Annotated in this window: 13 protein-coding genes; 10 read left to right on the top strand and 3 right to left on the bottom strand. The window is 68.3% G+C overall.

Annotation, left to right across the window (positions count from 1 at the left end):
• Nucleotides 1–51: 51 nt before the first annotated feature.
• Nucleotides 52–1,827 carry an acyl-CoA dehydrogenase family protein gene (locus RHCRD62_RS23670; RefSeq protein WP_050067200.1) on the bottom strand — a complete coding sequence of 592 codons (1,776 nt, stop codon included), beginning with the start codon at nucleotides 1,825–1,827 and terminating at the stop codon, nucleotides 52–54.
• 214 nt (nucleotides 1,828–2,041) lie between these two features.
• Here RHCRD62_RS23670 and RHCRD62_RS23665 point away from each other — a divergent pair, with 214 nt between their 5' ends.
• The 6 genes from RHCRD62_RS23665 to RHCRD62_RS23640 all read left to right on the top strand — a co-directional run bounded on the left by RHCRD62_RS23665 (nucleotide 2,042) and on the right by RHCRD62_RS23640 (nucleotide 9,274).
• Nucleotides 2,042–2,998 carry an oxygenase MpaB family protein gene (locus RHCRD62_RS23665; protein ID WP_050067199.1) on the top strand — a complete coding sequence of 319 codons (957 nt, stop codon included), beginning with the start codon at nucleotides 2,042–2,044 and terminating at the stop codon, nucleotides 2,996–2,998.
• 51 nt (nucleotides 2,999–3,049) lie between these two features.
• Nucleotides 3,050–4,420 carry a cytochrome P450 gene (locus tag RHCRD62_RS23660; RefSeq protein ID WP_050067198.1) on the top strand — a complete coding sequence of 457 codons (1,371 nt, stop codon included), beginning with the start codon at nucleotides 3,050–3,052 and terminating at the stop codon, nucleotides 4,418–4,420.
• A 43-nt stretch (nucleotides 4,421–4,463) separates the two neighbouring features.
• Nucleotides 4,464–5,060 carry a TetR/AcrR family transcriptional regulator gene (locus RHCRD62_RS23655; RefSeq protein ID WP_253277454.1) on the top strand — a complete coding sequence of 199 codons (597 nt, stop codon included), beginning with the start codon at nucleotides 4,464–4,466 and terminating at the stop codon, nucleotides 5,058–5,060.
• 148 nt (nucleotides 5,061–5,208) lie between these two features.
• Nucleotides 5,209–6,813 (top strand): succinic semialdehyde dehydrogenase, encoded by a 1,605-nt coding sequence (locus RHCRD62_RS23650; RefSeq protein ID WP_050067196.1) that lies wholly within the window; start codon nucleotides 5,209–5,211, stop codon nucleotides 6,811–6,813.
• Between the two features lie 8 nt (nucleotides 6,814–6,821).
• Complete coding sequence (locus tag RHCRD62_RS23645; RefSeq protein ID WP_050067195.1) at nucleotides 6,822–8,441, top strand: AMP-binding protein; 1,620 nt, start codon at nucleotides 6,822–6,824, stop codon at nucleotides 8,439–8,441.
• Entirely contained in the window at nucleotides 8,438–9,274 is an 837-nt protein-coding gene (locus RHCRD62_RS23640) for an SDR family oxidoreductase (RefSeq protein ID WP_050067194.1), read from the top strand. The genes RHCRD62_RS23645 and RHCRD62_RS23640 overlap by 4 nt, the downstream gene beginning before the upstream one ends.
• Before the next feature lie 126 nt (nucleotides 9,275–9,400).
• Here the strand turns inward: RHCRD62_RS23640 and RHCRD62_RS23635 are convergent, their stop codons facing one another.
• Nucleotides 9,401–11,146 (bottom strand): proline--tRNA ligase, encoded by a 1,746-nt coding sequence (locus RHCRD62_RS23635; RefSeq protein ID WP_050067193.1) that lies wholly within the window; start codon nucleotides 11,144–11,146, stop codon nucleotides 9,401–9,403.
• A gap of 190 nt (nucleotides 11,147–11,336) precedes the next feature.
• Here RHCRD62_RS23635 and RHCRD62_RS23630 point away from each other — a divergent pair, with 190 nt between their 5' ends.
• The 3 genes from RHCRD62_RS23630 (at nucleotide 11,337) to RHCRD62_RS23620 (ending at nucleotide 15,466) form a co-directional block, all read left to right on the top strand.
• Nucleotides 11,337–12,665: a lipase family protein gene (locus tag RHCRD62_RS23630; RefSeq protein ID WP_172671125.1), complete on the top strand. Its 1,329-nt coding sequence runs from the start codon at nucleotides 11,337–11,339 to the stop codon at nucleotides 12,663–12,665.
• A 113-nt stretch (nucleotides 12,666–12,778) separates the two neighbouring features.
• Nucleotides 12,779–13,519, top strand: coding sequence for a peroxide stress protein YaaA (gene yaaA, locus RHCRD62_RS23625; RefSeq protein WP_050067192.1), 741 nt, complete (start codon nucleotides 12,779–12,781; stop codon nucleotides 13,517–13,519).
• Between the two features lie 96 nt (nucleotides 13,520–13,615).
• Nucleotides 13,616–15,466, top strand: coding sequence for a neocarzinostatin apoprotein domain-containing protein (locus RHCRD62_RS23620; RefSeq protein ID WP_050067191.1), 1,851 nt, complete (start codon nucleotides 13,616–13,618; stop codon nucleotides 15,464–15,466).
• 24 nt (nucleotides 15,467–15,490) lie between these two features.
• Here the strand turns inward: RHCRD62_RS23620 and RHCRD62_RS23615 are convergent, their stop codons facing one another.
• Nucleotides 15,491–16,297 (bottom strand): class I SAM-dependent methyltransferase, encoded by an 807-nt coding sequence (locus RHCRD62_RS23615; RefSeq protein WP_253277453.1) that lies wholly within the window; start codon nucleotides 16,295–16,297, stop codon nucleotides 15,491–15,493.
• A gap of 128 nt (nucleotides 16,298–16,425) precedes the next feature.
• On the opposite strand from RHCRD62_RS23615, the gene RHCRD62_RS23610 reads away from it, so the two are divergent.
• Nucleotides 16,426–17,016 (top strand): helix-turn-helix domain-containing protein, encoded by a 591-nt coding sequence (locus tag RHCRD62_RS23610; protein ID WP_050067189.1) that lies wholly within the window; start codon nucleotides 16,426–16,428, stop codon nucleotides 17,014–17,016.
• The last annotated feature ends 85 nt before the right edge of the window (nucleotides 17,017–17,101 follow it).

Here is a 17,101-nt window from a genome sequence, read left to right as displayed (position 1 = left end):
TCGGACACCGAACGAGTGGGGTGGCAGCGCGAGCGCTGCCACCCCACCTGGTCAGGGCCGCATCTCGTAGGCGCCGTCCTGGGCGACGACCCGCTCCCACATCCGGGCGAACCGATCGGCGTCGAACTCGGACTTGCGGATCGCACCGAGTGCCCACTCCTGCTGCGCAGGCGTCGAGGAGGCCTTGCCGTGCAGCGCGACCGCCTGCGCGGAGAAGTCCCGCACCTGGAAGTCGAAGATCTGGTCGACGGTGTCGCGGTCCACGCCCGTGAGTTCGGCCTGCTCGAGGATCAGCTGGCCGTACACGATCTGTGAGAACAGGTGCCCGACCACGAGCATGAAGTCGAGGTCGGCGCGCTGGGTCTCGTCCGGTGCCGCGGCGGTCAGCAGCACCTTCAGTCCCTGCGCCTGCTCGAAGAACCGAGCGACGTTCGGGATGTCGGCGAAGCGGGTGTAGACCTGCGTCCAGTCGGCGAACTGGACCTTGGCGGCGCCGCGCGTCGGACCCTGGTTCCAGAAGAAGACGTCGTCCGCGGCGTCGGTGCGGGTTCCGACCTCGGGACGCTCGGTGGGGGCGAACAGGTAGTTCGGCAGGAACTTGAGCACGAGTCCGACGTTGACGTGCACCGTCCCCTCCAGCTTGGGCAGCGTGCCGATGTAGCGCGCCGCTTCCTGGAAGTAGGTGTTCTTCTCGTAGCCCTTCGCCGCGATGACGTCGTGCAGGAGCGCGACGACCTTCTCACCCTCCATCGTCACCTTGGACTTGGTCATCGGATTGAACAGCAGGTAGCGCCTGTCATCGAGGGATGCGCTGCGGAAGTAGTCGACGGCGCGCGCGCTGAACAGCTTCATCGCGAGGGTGCGCGAGTACGCGTCGACGAAATTCGCCCGGACGTGCGCGAAGTCGGTGACGGGGTTGCCGTACAGAATTCGGTTGTGTGCGTGGGTGATCGACTCGAAGAACGCGTGCTCGGTGATGCCGGTGGAACCGGTGCACAGGTTGAACTTGCCGACGTTCACGGTGTTGAGTGCTGCCTCGAACGCGGCGACACCGGTGTGCAGGATGTCCTCTTCCCGCACCGGGTAGTCCTCGAGCCGGAAGGTGCTGACGTACATCTGAGCGCGCAGCACGTTGCCGAGCAGGTTGTAGTTCGGGTGCCTGCTGTCGACGACGAAGAAGACATAGCCCTCGGGTCCGTCGATGTCGGTGCGGCGACCGAAGACGGACACCATGCCCGCCACGTTGCCGTTGCCGATGTAGTACTTGTCGCCGGTGGCCCGGAAGGCGACGCCGTCGTCGTCCGAGGCGGCGGTGAGCAGCATGTCGGTCGAGTAGACGTCGGCACCGTGATCGCGCTCCGACAGCCCGAAGGCCATCACCTCGCCGTCCACGAGTTGCTGAGCGGCGCGGCGCTTGGCGTCGACGTTGTCGCTCATCCAGATCGGGCCGAGACCGAGAACGGTGACCTGCCACGCGTACCAGTAGGCCAGGCCGTAGAAGCCGAGAATCTCGCTCAGCGCGGCGTTGCGAGCGGCGTCCCAACGGCGGTTGGGGTCGCCGTCGGCGAACTCCGCCGGAGTGAGGAAGGTGGCGAACAACTTCTCCTGGCGGACGAAGTCGAGGAAGTCCGCGGGCCACACCGCTTCGAGGTCGTCCTCGAGGACCTGCTGCTTGCCCCGGGCCTCGAACCAGTCGATGGTGGCGCGCAGCAGCCTGCGGGTCTCCGGGTCGAATTCCTGCGGGTCGTAGGTGTTCGGGTTGAACAGCTGCACGGTCACGGATCGGCCTTTCGTCGGATTACCGCCCAAATTACCAGCCAGTAACATTCGCGGGCCACCGCCGCCACCGAACTGTGATCACCGACGTCCGGCCGACCCCGTCAGGCACCCGCCTGACGAGGTCGGCCGTCACTCTTTTCACACCCGACACTCGTTTCATGTCGCATCTTGTGTGAGGGCGGCCACGTTGCTACGGTCTGTCACAGATACTTTGACACAGAGAAACGATTTTGTTTCAACGTCCTACGCGGCAGGAGTTCGCATGACGTCAACCCACGAATCCACCGGCGAGGCAGTCGAGAGGTCCGTCTCGCTGCCGTTCGACGAAGGCATCCGCGAAGCGGTGCCCATGCCCGTCGACGACCTCGACCCGGACCTGAAACTCGGGCCCGACTCGCTGGTGTGGAAGTTCTACGGCGACATCCGCGGAGTCCTCGGCTTCCAACGACTCGCGGGCACCGAGAACTGCATCGAACAGCTCGGCAAGGCGGTCGAGGACCACTCGGTGATCTTCTCCGACACCCTCGGCCGGGCCCGCCGGAGCGGCCCGCCGATCATGAAGACGGTCTACAGCGAGGACCCGCACCACTGGGGACGGACGGTCCGCGACTTCCACAAGCCGATCAAGGGCACCATCTCCGACGGATCGCGCTATCACGCACTCAACCCGGAACTCTTCTACTGGGCGCACGCAACCTTCGTCGACCAGGTCCTCTACATCACCGACACGTTCATCCGTCGACTCTCTTACGACGAGAAGGTGCAGATCTTCGAAGAGGGCAAGCTCTGGTACCAGCTCTACGGGGTGAGTGACCGCAATCAGCCGCAGACCTACGACGAGTTCCTCAAGTACTGGGACGGCATGCTCGACCGGTTCGTCCCGACGAAGACGATCACCTACGCCACCGGCTACATCCGCAAGGGCATTCCCGGCCCGCGCCAGATTCCTGCCCCTGTGTGGCGAGTGCTCTCGGCGCCGCTGAACGCGTTCACCCGCAACATCGTCGTCGGGACCCTGCCTCCGCAGATGCGCGCGGTGTGCGGACTCGAATGGGACACCAAGAAGGAGAAGCGCTTCCAGCGTTTCGCTCGCGGCATGCGCGCCCTCAACCCGGCGTTCAACCGCCTCCCCCTCGGCGTGCTGTACATGCCGTGGGCACGGGACGCCTGGCGCCGCGTCGGCATCGATCCACGTCCGCTGCACAATCGGCCTGCCTGAGCATCGCTGCTTCACACAACCTTTCAGCCACACCGACTTTCAGGAGTCACCATGCGTCGCAAGCAGTTGGCCGCCATTCCTACGGGTAGCGACCTCAAGCCGATCTACGGCACCGGAGATCCCGGCGTCATCGAGGTGCTGCGCTTCTTCAAGGACCCGATCGGCATGGTCACCAAGCGCCGCGCAGAGTTCGGCGACATCACCTACATCAACTCGTTCGGACTCAAGTTCGTCATTCCGCTGAATGCCGACGGCTCCGAGGCGATCGCGATGAACCGCAACAAGGCGTTCGCCAACGAACCGGCGTGGGGATTTCTGATCGGGCCGTTCTTCCGCCGCGGCATCATGCTGATGGACTTCGAGGAGCACCGGTACCACCGCCGGATCATGCAGCAGGCGTTCACGAACACTCACCTCAAGGGCTATTTGCAGGACATGCAGCCGATGGTTCGGGACCGGGTCGCGCACCTGCCGGTCAGCGACGGAGTCGCATCCAACGGCACCGCCGAGCCCGTCCGTCTCCTCGACGAGTTCAAGCAGATCACCCTCGACCTAGCGCTCGAGATCTTCCTCGGACTCGACCTTCCGCGCGCCGAAGCGGACCGGATCAACAAGGCGTTCATCGACTGCGTCAACGCCGGCCTGTCGATCATCCGCAAGCCCATCCCGGGCCTTCGGTGGTCGAAAGGCCTCAAGGGCCGCAAGGTGCTCGAGGACTTCTTCTACGAGCACCTACCCCAGAAGCGGGCAACACAGACCCCCGACCTGTTCTCGGTGCTGTGTCACGCCGAGTCCGAGGACGGGCACACGTTCACCGACGAGGACGTCGTCAACCACATGATCTTCGTGCTGATGGCGGCGCACGACACGTCGACGATCACCCTCACGACGATGGCGTACTACATGGCCAAGCATCCCGAATGGCAGGAGAAGGCGCGCGAACAGTCGCGCACCCTGCCGCCGGAGATCTCGTACGACACCCTCGACGAGTTCACCGTTCTGGACCGGATCATGAAGGAATCCCTCCGGCTGAACTCCCCCGTCCCCGGCCTCCCGCGGCAGGCGAAGGAAGACACCGAGATCTGCGGCCACTTCATCCCCGAGGGCACGTACGTCTCCGCGATCAGCCTGGTCAGTCACCACAATCCGGAACTGTGGAACGACCCGGAGCGGTTCGATCCCGACCGCTTCACCAAGGAACGCGCCGAGGACAAGGTGCACCGCTACGCGTGGATGCCGTTCGGTGGTGGCGTGCACAAGTGCATCGGCCTCTACTTCGCGCAGATGGAAATCAAGACGATCATGCACAACATGCTGCTGCACTACGAGTGGTCAGTGCCTGACGACTACGTGTGGAAGCTCGACAACTCCACCCTCCCGGTCCCGAAGGACCGCCTCCCGGTGCGCGTCCGCGCACTGTAGGTGGTGCCCGACGTGCAGGCGGGCTGTCGATATGCTGCCTTCGATGTCCACTCCCACCGAACGCCCCGTGACGGCCGCCGCGCCCAGCTCTCCCGAGACGGTGATGCTCGACGCCGCCCGCGAGGAGTTCGAGCGGTACGGGATTCGGCGCACCAACATGGACGACATCGCGCGGCGGGCCGGAATCTCCCGCAGCACCCTCTACCGGCGGTTCCCGAACAAGGACGCGCTGGTGGAGATGCTGGTACTCCACGACACCGCCGCCTTCTTCGGTGCACTGGACCGGGTGGCGGCAGATCGCGATCCGCGCGGCGCGGTGGTGGAGTGCTTCACCCGGGGCGTCCGCCTCACGCAGGAGATGCCGCTCGTCGCGCGGATCCTGGAGAGCGAGCCCGAGTTGGTGCTCGGACTCACCACCCGTACGGACGGCGCGCCCATCATCCAGGCGGCGAAGCAGGTCGCGAGCACACTGCGCCGCAGCGGCGCCACGATGTCCGATGCCGATCTGGCAGCGGTGTCGGAGCTGCTCGTGCGGATCGCCGTCTCGCTGATGCTCAATCCGCAGGGACAGCTGGACATCTCGGACCAGGACGCGGTGCGGCAGTACGCCGATCGCTACCTCGCCCGACTCGTCTGGTAGTTCACTTCCCCGATCCCGGCACCACCGGAATCGACGTCACCACACGGATATCCACCACACGCGACCACACCGCGTGTGGGTTCGCGCCGTCCGCTCACACCGACGGCACACGTCTCCCCGCCCTCACCTCTCGCCGAGGAGCCCTCCCGTGACCTCCCTCATCACCCCTCCGGCCGACGGCCCCGCTGCTGCCGATCCCCCTGCCGCCGACCACCCGGGATCAGTCGATCCCCGACTGATCGACGCCCTCCGCGCGCAGCTGCCGAAGTCCGACAACGTGCACCGCGCAGTCGCCCCCTTCACCGGCATGCCGCTTCCCGGTGTCCCGCAGTCCGATCCCGCCGCGGTGGCCGCAACCGCGGTGGCCGCCCGAGCGGCGCAGGAAGGCTGGGCTCGGACTCCCGTTGCAGCTCGCGCAGCGGCCGTGCGCCGGTTCGCACGCGCACTCGTCGACAACAACGACCTGCTGTGCGACTTGATGCAGTGGGAAACCGGCAAGGCCCGCGTCCATGCCGCGATCGAGGTTCAGGGCGTCATCTCGGTGGCCGTCTACTACGGCCGGTCCGGCGCCAGGCACCTACGGGTGCGCCGGGCGACGACCGCACTACCCGGAGTGGTGGCCGCGCGAGTCGGCTACCGCCCCAAGGGCCTCGTCGGCGTCATCGCACCGTGGAACTACCCGCTCTTCCTCGCGGTCGGCGACGTCATTCCCGCACTCGTCGCCGGCAACGCAGTGCTCAGCAAGGCCGACTCCCAGGCGCCCTGGACCCTGCTGCTGGCCCGAAAACTGGCCGTGGACGCAGGAATTCCCGCCGACGTGTGGCAGGTCGTCGCGGGCCCGGGACGCCTGATCGGCCCCGCCGTGATCGAAGCCGTCGACTACCTGTGCTTCACCGGGTCCACCGCCACCGGCCGCGACATCGCCCGGCGATGCGCGGACCGCCTCATCGGCGCATCGCTCGAACTCGGCGGCAAGAACGCGATGATCGTCCGCGCCGACGCGGACGTCGACGCCGCCGCGACCGGCGCCATACAGGCCTGCTTCTCCAACGCGGGCCAGATGTGCATCGGCATCGAACGCATCATCGTGCACGACGCGGTGTACCCGCAGTTCGTCGCGGCATTCGTCGAGCGCACCCGCCGCATGCGCCTGGGCCCCGGATACGACTACGACGTCGACATGGGATCGCTGACGTCACCACGCCAACTCGAGGCGACGGTCGCGCATGTCGAGGATGCGGCCGCGAAGGGTGCCACCGTCCTCACCGGCGGACGCCCGCGCCCCGATCTGGGCCACCTGTTCCACGAGCCGACCATCCTCGCCGACGTCACTCCCGAGATGGCGGTGTACGCGGACGAGACGTTCGGCCCGGTGGTGTCGGTGTACCGAGTCTCCTCCGACGAGGAGTCGCTCACCCTGGCCAACGAGGGCGAGTACGGCCTCAGCGCCAGCGTGTGGACACGAGACCTGGGGCGCGGCAGCGAGATCGCCTCGCGCATCGTCGCGGGTGCGGTGAACATCAACGACGGCTACCTGTCCGCGATCGCCGCACTGGACGCTCCCATGGGAGGCATGCGGACCAGCGGCGTCGGCCGCAGGCACGGACGTGACGGCATTGTCCGCTACACCGAACCGCAGACCGTCACGACCCAGCGGGTGCCCACCGGCTACCCCGACCGCTTCCGCTCCCTCCTGCTGGGCGCGATGAACGTCAGCACGCGAGTCCGCCTCGCGCTGCCCCACCGATCGTGAGGACAACGATGAACCTCGAAACCGCCCTGACCAGGGCGCAGAACGAAATCACCGCCGCCGGGATCCTCCGCAAGTCGGGCATGTTCCGTCACAACCCGCGTCGTCTGGCCGCAGGCGCCCGCGGCGTCGGCCAACTCGGCCCGTTCGGCGGACTGCCCGCCTACTGCGCGGCCGTTCACTCCGGCGTCGCGATCGTCGACGACCGAGGCGAATTGACCTTCGAGAACTTCGCCCGACGGACGAACCGCCTCGCGAACGCGCTGCTCACCGAACTCCGCGGCAGGGCAGGCAGACCCAGCATCGGGATCCTGTGCCGAAACCACGCCGACGCACTGGTCACCCTGTGCGGCGCCGCCGCGACAGGCGCGCGCGTCGTGCTGCTCGGCTCCGACTTCGGACCCCGCCAGGTCGCAGCCGTCGCCGAGCGGGAGAAGCTCGACGCGATCGTGTACGACGAGGAGTTCGCCGAGGCCGCCGCTGCTTTCGTCGGCCCCAAGTGGTGCGCCTGGCACGACGGCGATCGGCCCTCCGACGCGCTCGAGCGCCTGATCGCCGGAAGCACGGACGCCGTGCCGCCGCGGCCGAAGCAGGCCGCGGCGCTGGTCATCCTCACCAGCGGAACAAGCGGCATCCCCAAGGGCGCGCCCCGCGGAGAGCCGACGACGTTGATGCTGACCGCCGGTCTGCTGCAACGAATCCCGTTGCGCGGCAACGAGCGGGTCCTGCTGTCGGCGCCGGTGTTCCACGGGTGGGGCCTGCTCGTCGCGGTCCTCGTTCTCATGCTCGGCTCGACCCTCGTCATGCACCGCCGTTTCGACGCGAGGCGCGCACTCGACGACCTCGCGCGCCTCGAATGCTCGACGTTCATCGCGGTCCCCACCATGATCCGCCGCCTTCTCGCCCTCGGCGACGAGGTGACGTCGGCGAACCTGGCGGCACTGCAGATCGTGGCGAGCGGCGGCGCCCGCCTCGACCCGGCCCTCGTCGCGCAGGTCCAGGACGTCTTCGGGCCGGTGCTGCACAACCTGTACGGCTCCACCGAGGCCGCGTACATCAGCATCGCCACCCCGGACGACCTCGCGATCGCTCCCGACTGCGCGGGGCGTCCGCCGGTCGGCAACACCGTGCGCATCGCCGACGTGCACGGCAATTCGGTTCCCGCCGGGACCGAGGGCCGGATCCTCGTCCGCACCCCCGGTCAGATCGAGGCGTACACCGACGGCACGAGCCGAAGCGGCGCCGACGGATTCCTCGACACCGGCGACCGTGGTCACCTCGACCCGGCGGGCCGACTGTTCGTCGCGGGCCGCTCCGATTCGATGGTCGTCTCGGGCGGCGAGAACGTCTTCCCCGAGGAACTCGAAATCGTCCTCCATGCGCACCCGGCGATCGCCGACGCGGCCGTGACCCCCGTCGAGGACCCCGAGTTCGGACAGCGTCTGCGGGCCTACGTCGTCCGCGTCGAGGCCACCGACCTCGACGAGACCTCGATCCGCGCCCACGTCGCCGCCGAACTGCCCCGGTCCCGGATGCCACGCGACATCGTGTTCGTGGAAGAACTCCCGCGCGGATCGTCCGGAAAGGTCCTGCGCCACACCATCGACGAGCTGAAGGAGACCCACTCGTGAAGGGAATCGACATGACGGGCAAGGTCGCAGTCGTGACCGGCGGTGCCCGCGGAATCGGCCGGGCCACCGCCCGCGCCCTGCAGAACGCGGGCGCGAAGGTCGCGATCGGTGACGTCGACGTCACGCAGACCGCGCTTACCGCAGACGAGCTCGGCATCGTCGGCGTGCGTCTCGACGTCACCGACCCAGCGTCCGTCGAGACCTTCCTCGACGAGATCGAGTCGATGCTCGGACCGGTGGACGTCTGGGTCAACAACGCGGGCATCATGCCGATCGGTGCCGTCCTCGACCAGGACGACGCGGTGGTGCGGCGCGCCGTCGACATCAACGTCCTCGGCGTCATGAACGGCGCACGCGGCGCCGCACGCCGCATGGTCGCCCGATCGGGCGGACGCATCGTCAACGTCGCGTCCATCGCGGGCCGCATGCCCGCACCCGGCATGACCGTCTACACCGGCACCAAGTTCGCGGTCGTCGGGTTCGGCGAGGCTCTCGACGCGGAACTCGCCGACCGGGGAGTGCGGGTGTCGACCGTGCTGCCGTCGTTCACGAACACCGAACTGATCGCAGGCACGAAACCCGGCCCGCTGACGCAACCGATTCCGCCCGAGAAGGTCGCCGATACCGTCGTGCGGGTGTTGCGCCGCGGCAGCAGGCACGCCGTGGTCCCCGGCCGGCTGTCCGGGGGAAGCGCTCTGTGGCAGCTCTTCCCGCGCCCCGCAGCCAAAGTGATGCGCCGCTGGTTCGGACTCGACCGGGTGTTCCTCGACGTGGGAGCAGATCGCGCCGCCTACGACAGGCGGATCGCAGGCGAGAGCGCCGAGAAGAACTAGCGGCAACGCCGTCGCAGAGTTGAACCAGCGGCGACGCCGCCGTGGGACGGCCGTGACCGTTTCCGACTCCGGCGTCCCGGCCTGCGCTCACAGGCCGGGACGCCGAGCGGATCGAACGGGTTCGGGTCAGGCCCGAACGACTGCCAGCACCTCGTCGAGAGCCGAGTCCACCGGCACCTCGCGGGACTCTCCGGTGAACCGGTCGCGCAACTCGACATTGCCTTCGGCGTATCCGCGGCCCACGACGACGACCAACGGCACACCGAGCAGTTCGGAATCCTTGAACTTCACGCCCGGCGACGCCTTGCGGTCGTCGAGGATCACGGACAGGCCCGCCGCGTCCAGCTTCGCTGCCAGCGCCTCGCCGCCCTCACGTGCGGCGTCGTCCTTGTTCGCGATGACCAGGTGCACGTTCGCCGGGGACACCTCCGCGGGCCAGCGCAGACCCTTGTCGTCGTGCTGCTGCTCCGCGATGACCGCGACGAGGCGGGAGACGCCGATTCCGTAGGAGCCCATCGTCGGGCGCACCGGCTTGCCGTTCTCGCCGAGGACGTTCACCTCGAACGCGTCGGTGTACTTGCGGCCGAGCTGGAAGACGTGGCCAACCTCGATGCCGCGGGCCGCGACGAGGGCTCCGGCACCGTCGGGCGACGGATCGCCGTCGCGGACCTCGGCGGCTTCGATGGTGCCGTCCGGGGTGAAGTCACGGCCGGCGACGAGACCGACGACGTGCTTGCCCTCTTCGTCGGCGCCGGTGATCCAGCTCGTGCCGTCGACCACGCGCGGGTCGACGAGGTAGCGGACACCGTTCTCCTGCAGCGCCTTCGGGCCGATGTAGCCCTTGACGAGGAACGGGTTGTTCTTGAAGTCGGTTTCGGTGATGAGCACGTACTCGGCGGGCTCCAGCGACGCCTCGAGGCGCTTCGCGTCGACCTCACGGTCACCCGGGATGCCGATCGCGAGCAGCTCCCACTCCCCACCGGGAACGCGCGTCTTGACCATGATGTTCTTGAGGGTGTCGGCCGCGGTCACGGCCTTGCCCAGGCCGGCTCCGTTGGCCCAGTCGACGAGCGAGTCGATCGTCGGGGTGTCCGGCGTGTCGTACACCTTCGCCTCCGGCAGCCCGTCGAACGGGATCGGCGCGGGCGCCAGCGTCTTGACGGCTTCGACGTTCGCGGCGTATCCGGATTCGAGGCAGCGGACGTAGGTGTCCTCACCGACCTCGGACTCGGCCAGGAACTCCTCGGAGGCACTGCCGCCCATGGCACCGGAGGTCGCCGAAACGATGACGTACTTGACGCCGAGGCGCTGCAGGATCCGCTCGTATGCGTCACGATGCGCCTGGTACGAGGCGGCCAGGCCCTCGTCGGTCAGATCGAAGGAATACGAGTCCTTCATCACGAACTCGCGGCCACGCAGGATGCCTGCGCGGGGCCGCTCCTCGTCGCGGTACTTGGTCTGCACCTGGTAGAGGGTGACCGGGAAGTCCTTGTAGGAGTTGTACTCACCCTTGACGGTGAGCGCGAACAGTTCCTCGTGCGTGGGCCCGAGCAGGTAGTCGTTGCCCTTCCGGTCCTTCAACCGGAACAGCCCGGCACCGTATTCGGTCCACCGGTTGCTGGTCTCGTACGGATCACGGGGCAGCAGCGCGGGCAGCAGGATCTCCTGGGCGCCAATGGCGTCCATCTCCTCGCGGACCACTCGCTCGACCTCACGCATGACCTTGAGGCCGAGCGGTAGCCAGGAATAGACGCCCGGAGCGATGCGGCGGACGTACCCGGCGCGGACGAGCAGCTTGTGGCTGGGGACCTCGGCGTCGGCCGGGTCGTCGCGGAGGGTGCGCAGGAACAGCTGAGACAGGCGGGTGATCACGGGATATCAGGATAGTCGGCGGTCCGCCCTCAGCCTGAACCGCCGGTGCACAACCAGCTGTGACCGACGCCACAACTAGACATTTTTCTGGTTACTGTCGGGTAAGTTACGGGTGTCCGGCGCCACATTCCGCCTCGGGATCGCGCTCGGTCACCTCACGAACACACACGAATCCACAGGGGGAACTCACGTGCTCGGACACGGTTGGACACGCGACAGGCGGCGTCCGCAGCATCGCACGGGCACGACGGCCCTCACCGCCGGCCTGGCGCTCGGAATCGCCGCCTCACTCTGCGCGAGCCCTGCCGGCGCGACACCCGTGAGCGGCTTCTACGTGCCTCCCGCGCAGTTCGACGCGACACCAGGTGCCGTGATCAGGAACGAGCCCCTGCCGATCCTCGCCACCGTGCCGGGCGGCGACGGGACCTGGCCCGCAGCCGGCCGACAGGTCCTGTACACCTCGACGACCCAGGACGGGACGCCCGTCGCCGTCAGCGGCACGTTCGTCGACACCAACCGCCCCTGGACCGGATCCGGCGCTCGCCCGACGGTCGTCATCGCACCCGGAACCTCGGGGCAGGGCGACCAGTGCGCGGTCTCGGCAGCCTTCCAGAACGGGATGTACGTCGACATCTCCAAGGCCTCCTTCTCGGCCAACCAGGAGATCCTGTCGGCCGCCGCGTGGAGCGCGATGGGTGCGCGGGTGTTCGTCACCGATCACATCGGCCTCGGAACGCCGGGCGTCCACACCTACGTCAACAACAAGGAGGGCGGGCACGCCGTACTCGACGCCGCCCGTGCCGCGAACACCCTCTCGGGTGGGCCGGGGACACCGATCGTCCTCTGGGGCTACTCCCAGGGCGGTGGCGCGACGGCTGCCGCCTCCGAGATGCAGCCGACCTACGCCCCGGAGGTGAACCTCAAGGGGACCTGGGCGGGAGGCCCGACCGCGAACCTGATCGAGATCCTCGGCAAGGTCGACGGAAGCCTCATCGGCGGCGTCGTCGGATTCGCCCTCAACGGATTCCTCGACCGCCAGCCGGAACTGCGAGCCCAGGCCGAGCAGGTTCTCAATCCGCGTGGACTGGCGTTTCTCGACGAGATGCGGGACGCGTGCATCGGCGACGTGATCCTCAAGCATCCGTTCCTGAAGTCGAGCACCCTCACTGTCGACGGCCGGCCGCTCCTCGACCACTTCCGTGAGATGCCCGATGCCATGCGCACCCTCGACGCTCAGCGCATCGGCCGGCTCACCCCGACCAGCCCCGTCCTGATCACCAGCGGCCGCAACGACGACACCGTTCCCTACGGTCAGGCGCGGCAACTGGGCGAGGACTGGTGCGCGAAGGGGGCCACGGTCCGATTCGACACGAACGACCTGCCGCCGATCGCGTCCGGCGCGACCATTCCGAACCACTTCGGTCCGCAGATCGCCGACGGGTACATGAGCGACAAGGTCGTGACGTACCTGCTCGACCGACTCGCCGACAAGCCGATCTCCGGCTGCACCATCTCCTGATCCGCTCGACACTGCTGCCCCCTCGGCCCGGATGACCGGACCGGCGTCACCGCGCCGACCCGAGGGGCAGCGCCGTGTCGGGGCGACGCACCGCCCGGGTAGCGTTACCGGCCGTGCTGGTTCTGCTTCCTCCCTCCGAGACCAAGTCCGACGGCGGCAAGGGCGCCCCGCTCGATCTCGGGGAGCTGTCCCTGCCGAAGCTGACCGCAACACGCGAGATGCTGGTCGACGCCCTCGTCACTCTGTCCGCGGACGTCGAGGCGTCGAGCGTCGCGCTCGGGCTCAGCGCCGGGCAGTCCGACGAGGTGGCCCGCAACGCCGCGCTGTGGACCTCGTCGACGAGACCGGCACTCGAGCGGTACACCGGTGTCCTGTTCGACGCGCTCGACGCGAAATCCCTCACCCGCGTGCAGAAGTCGAAGGCGTTCACGCGGCTGGCGATCGGGTCGGCACTGTTCGGCGTCGTGCGGTCCGGAGACTTCATCCCGGCGTACCGCCTGTCGGGCGGATCGAAGCTGCCCGGCATGGGCACCCTGCAGTCGCTGTGGAAACCGGAACTCACCCCCGCGCTCGAAGCGGAGGACGAGGGGCTGATCGTGGACCTGCGATCGGGGACCTATCAGCAACTGGGCCCGGTGCCCGGAGCGGTGACCGCGACGGTGCTGACCGAGAAGCCCGACGGCAGCCGGTCGGTGGTGAGCCACTTCAACAAGCACCACAAGGGACTGCTCGCGCGTGCGCTCGTCGTTTCCCGGGCCGAGCCGTCGGATGTGAAGGGCGTCGCCCGCGTCGCGTCGAAGGCGGGCCTGACCGTCGAGATCGCCTCCCCCACCGAGCTCGTCATCCTGACGTAGGCGGCTCCGCCTGAACAGGCGTCCAGCAAATAGGTTAGCCTCACCTCTCGTTCGAGCGTGGTGCCGCCACAGCGGCCCGGACCAGGGAGTTGGGGAATGCGCGTGTTCAGTCGGGCAGCGATCGCGGTAGCGGTCGTCGCGATGTCGGCAGCGATACCGTTCGGTCTCGCACAGTCGCAGGTCGCACAGGCTCAGCAGGCCCCGTCGGGGTCCGCCGACGGCGGCATCTCGATCGGTCCCGTCGACGTCGATTTCGGCGCAGGCACCGGAGCCATCACCCTGTCCCGGACCACCGACCTGGGAACCGGAGACGCAGTCACGGTGACCGGAACCGGATTCAAGGCGAACACGCCCCTGTACCTCGCGCAGACCGTCGCCAAGCCCGCTGTCGGTTTCCCGACCATGTACGGCCAGGAAGCGAAGGTCACCACCGAAGCCGACGGTTCCTTCACCGCCGACATCGAGGTCAGCCGCAACGTCAAGAACATCGACTGCCTCCAGACCGACTGCTACATTGCGACTTTCGCGGCGTTCCCGTCGATCTTCACCGACCGCAGCCAGGACGTGTGGATGCCGATCTCGTTCGCATCCGACGCCGCCGTCGGACAGCAGGGTTCCGGCGCTGCACCGGGCACCGGCGGTCCGGTCACCACCGTGTCCACGACGTCAGGCATCGGCGCGTCGGGTGAGACGCTGCGAGTGTCGGGCACCGGCTTCTCCGCCGCGGGCGCGGGCATCTACGTCGGACTCGCCGAGACCGGACGCTACAACCCGGCCAACGCCGACTCCTTCGCGTCCACCGTGTACGTGCGCAGCACCGACATCAACGGCGGCGCGTGGACCGTCGACCTGCCCGTTCAGGCCCGGACCGGCGAAACCGACTGCCTCGCACGCAGCTGCGCCATCTACACCCTCGCCGCACACGGCTCGCCGGACCGCAGCCAGGACACCGTCGTCCCCGTCACCTTCGACCCCGCAGAAGCCCGGGAAGCCCCCGGCGCGACTCCGGCCGCAGCCGCCGCCGGAACGCCGTCGGTGTCGGCATCGAAGACGTCGGGCCTGGACGCAGCGGGTGACACGATCACCGTGTCCGGAACCGGCTTCGCCACCACCGGCCCCGGCATCTACGTCGGTGTCGCACAGTCCGATCGGTTCTCGTCGACGAACGCCTCCGCCTTCCAGGACACCAAGTACATCCGCGCCTCGGACATGGCAGGTGGCTCGTGGTCGACGACGCTGAACGTCGCTGGCGCCTTCGGTGACAGCGACTGCACACGCAACGCCTGCGCCGTGTACACCTTCGCCGCACACGGCTCGGCCGACCGCAGCCAGGACACCATGATTCCGATCAGCTTCGTCGGGACGGCCACCCCCACCACCACGACCACGACCACGACCACGGCAGCCTCGGCCGGTACCGCCGCGGTGTCGGCTTCGAAGACCGACGGACTTGATCCGGCCGGTGAGACGGTGACCGTCAGCGGCACCGGATTCTCGGGCGCCGGCGCGGGCATCTACGTCGGACTGATCCAGGACGACAAGTTCTCGGCCACCGACGCGTCCGCCTGGATGACGACGGCGTACCTCACCCCCGACAAGATCGTCGACGGCGCCTGGTCCACCGAGATGGAACTGGCTGCGGTGAAGGGTGACTCGGACTGCACCCGCAACACCTGCTCGATCTACACGGTCGCCGCACACGGCACGGCCGACCGCAGCCAGGACACCCGCACGGCCGTCACCTTCGGCGCCGCATCGACTTCCTCGCCGGCGACGGCGTCCGCGGCCCCGACCGCGGATGCGGACCCCGAGGTTCGCACCCTCGCCGACACGGAGAGTGTGGCCGAGGATTCCGGCACGTCGACCGAGACGGCCGTGATCAGCGTGATCCTGGTGGCCATCGCCGCAGTCGCCGCGGGCGCATTCGTGCTGCGACGCAAGGACTGACCGGAGCAGCGGGTGGGTGGCGGGTCAGGCCCGCGCCACCCACCCGATCCGACCGATTCGCACGGTGAGGTCGTCGCGGAGCAGCACAGAGTCCGGATGATCGTCCGTGAGCAGATCGTCGAGAATGCGTCGATCCTCCTCACTCAACCGGTCGGCGAGGGCACTGCGCATCCGCTCGACGTTCAGCCGGGCATAGCGGCGATTCGACTCGGTCGCGGGTCGCACGACCTCGAACGACCGCTGGTCGGCGACGTCGAATCCGGCGCGATCGAGATGCTCACGCCAGTCGGGGAACGAGTTCCAGCCGTCCCCGGCGAGCGTCGCGTGGCATCGGTCCTCGAGACCGTTCCCGACGGAGTCGGGCAGGAACCGCGGCAGCGAGTCCATCTCGACGACGACCAGCACGCCACCCGGCGCCAGGGCCGCGCGTACGTCGCGGAGCAGCCGGTCCGGATCGGCGACCTCGTGCAGCGACGCCGACGCCCACGCGACGTCGACGGAACCCGTTCCGTCGCCGCCGAGTTCGGCGGGCCATCCGGCGTCGAGGTCGGCTTCCACGACCCGCAGCCGCCCGTCGAAGCCGTGCGCCGCACCCGCGGCGCGGACCCGCTCGACCATCGTCGGCCACCGGTCGATCGCGACGAGGTCGGCGGCATCGAATCGGCGGGCCAGCGCGAGCGTCCCGGTGCCCGTGCCTGCCCCGATGTCGATGACGCGTCGGACACTGCCCGGCGCGTACTCCGCTGCCCACGCCGTGATGTCGTCGAGGCGCGACCCCAGCACCTCCGCGTCTCGGTCGAGGAGATCGGCCAGGCGCTCCAGGGTCGCCACGTCCTGCGGACCATGCCTATGCCCGTGGCCATGTCCGTGCCCATGGGAGTGCGAATGCGAATGATCGTGGTGCTCTGCCATGACTCCACGCTAGCGCGGGTGTGCCAAGCGCGCATACACTCTTGCTCATGACGCAAGAACCTGGCCTCGAGAACGTCATCCGCCAGCGCATCCGCAGCCTCCGCCTGGCCCGCGGCTGGTCCCTCGACGCGCTCGCCGCTCGCTGCCACCTCAGCCCGTCCACCCTCAGCCGCATCGAGACGGGCCACCGCCGGATCGCACTCGATCAGCTCGTGCCGATCGCGCGCGCACTCGACACCACCCTCGACCAACTCGTCGAGTCCCCCAGCGACGAGGACGTCGTGATCCGGCCCGAGCCCCAGCGCCATCACGGCATCACGACGTGGCTGCTGTCCCGGGAGGGGAGCCTGCCGGGCGTCACCGTCGCCAAGATGCGCATCACCGACGAGACGCCGATAGCCGCCGACCGGCTCGGCGTCCATCCCGGCCACGAGTGGTTCACGGTGTTGTCCGGGACCGTGAGGCTTCAGCTCGGCGACCGCACGATCCGCGTTGAGGCGGGCCAGGCAGCCCAGTTCTCCACGATGACGCCGCACGCGTTCACCGCGTACGGCGGTCCGACGGAGATCCTGTCGATCCTCGACCGCGATGGCCAGCGAGCCCACCTCCAGCCCGCTGACAACCAGACCCGGAACTGATTCGTCACCCCTCATGCAGGCCCCGGTGACCGCGCCCGCTGCCGCCCTACCGCCACCCGCATGCGGGTGGCGGTAGGGCGGGTCG

It is taken from the genome of Rhodococcus sp. RD6.2 (assembly GCF_001040705.1).
In the GTDB taxonomy this organism is placed as follows: Bacteria; Actinomycetota; Actinomycetes; order Mycobacteriales; family Mycobacteriaceae; genus Rhodococcus_G.
This window is presented reverse-complemented; position numbering and strand designations above follow the sequence as displayed.

Bases quoted from the DNA above. Each gene is read 5' to 3' on its own strand.
- RHCRD62_RS23670 (WP_050067200.1), bottom strand. From the start codon at position 1,827: ATGTTACTGGCTGGTAATTTGGGCGGTAATCCGACGAAAGGCCGATCC.
- RHCRD62_RS23665 (WP_050067199.1), top strand. From the start codon at position 2,042: ATGACGTCAACCCACGAATCCACCGGCGAGGCAGTCGAGAGGTCCGTC.
- RHCRD62_RS23660 (WP_050067198.1), top strand. From the start codon at position 3,050: ATGCGTCGCAAGCAGTTGGCCGCCATTCCTACGGGTAGCGACCTCAAG.
- RHCRD62_RS23655 (WP_253277454.1), top strand. From the start codon at position 4,464: ATGTCCACTCCCACCGAACGCCCCGTGACGGCCGCCGCGCCCAGCTCT.
- RHCRD62_RS23645 (WP_050067195.1), top strand. From the start codon at position 6,822: ATGAACCTCGAAACCGCCCTGACCAGGGCGCAGAACGAAATCACCGCC.
- RHCRD62_RS23620 (WP_050067191.1), top strand. From the start codon at position 13,616: ATGCGCGTGTTCAGTCGGGCAGCGATCGCGGTAGCGGTCGTCGCGATG.
- RHCRD62_RS23610 (WP_050067189.1), top strand. From the start codon at position 16,426: ATGACGCAAGAACCTGGCCTCGAGAACGTCATCCGCCAGCGCATCCGC.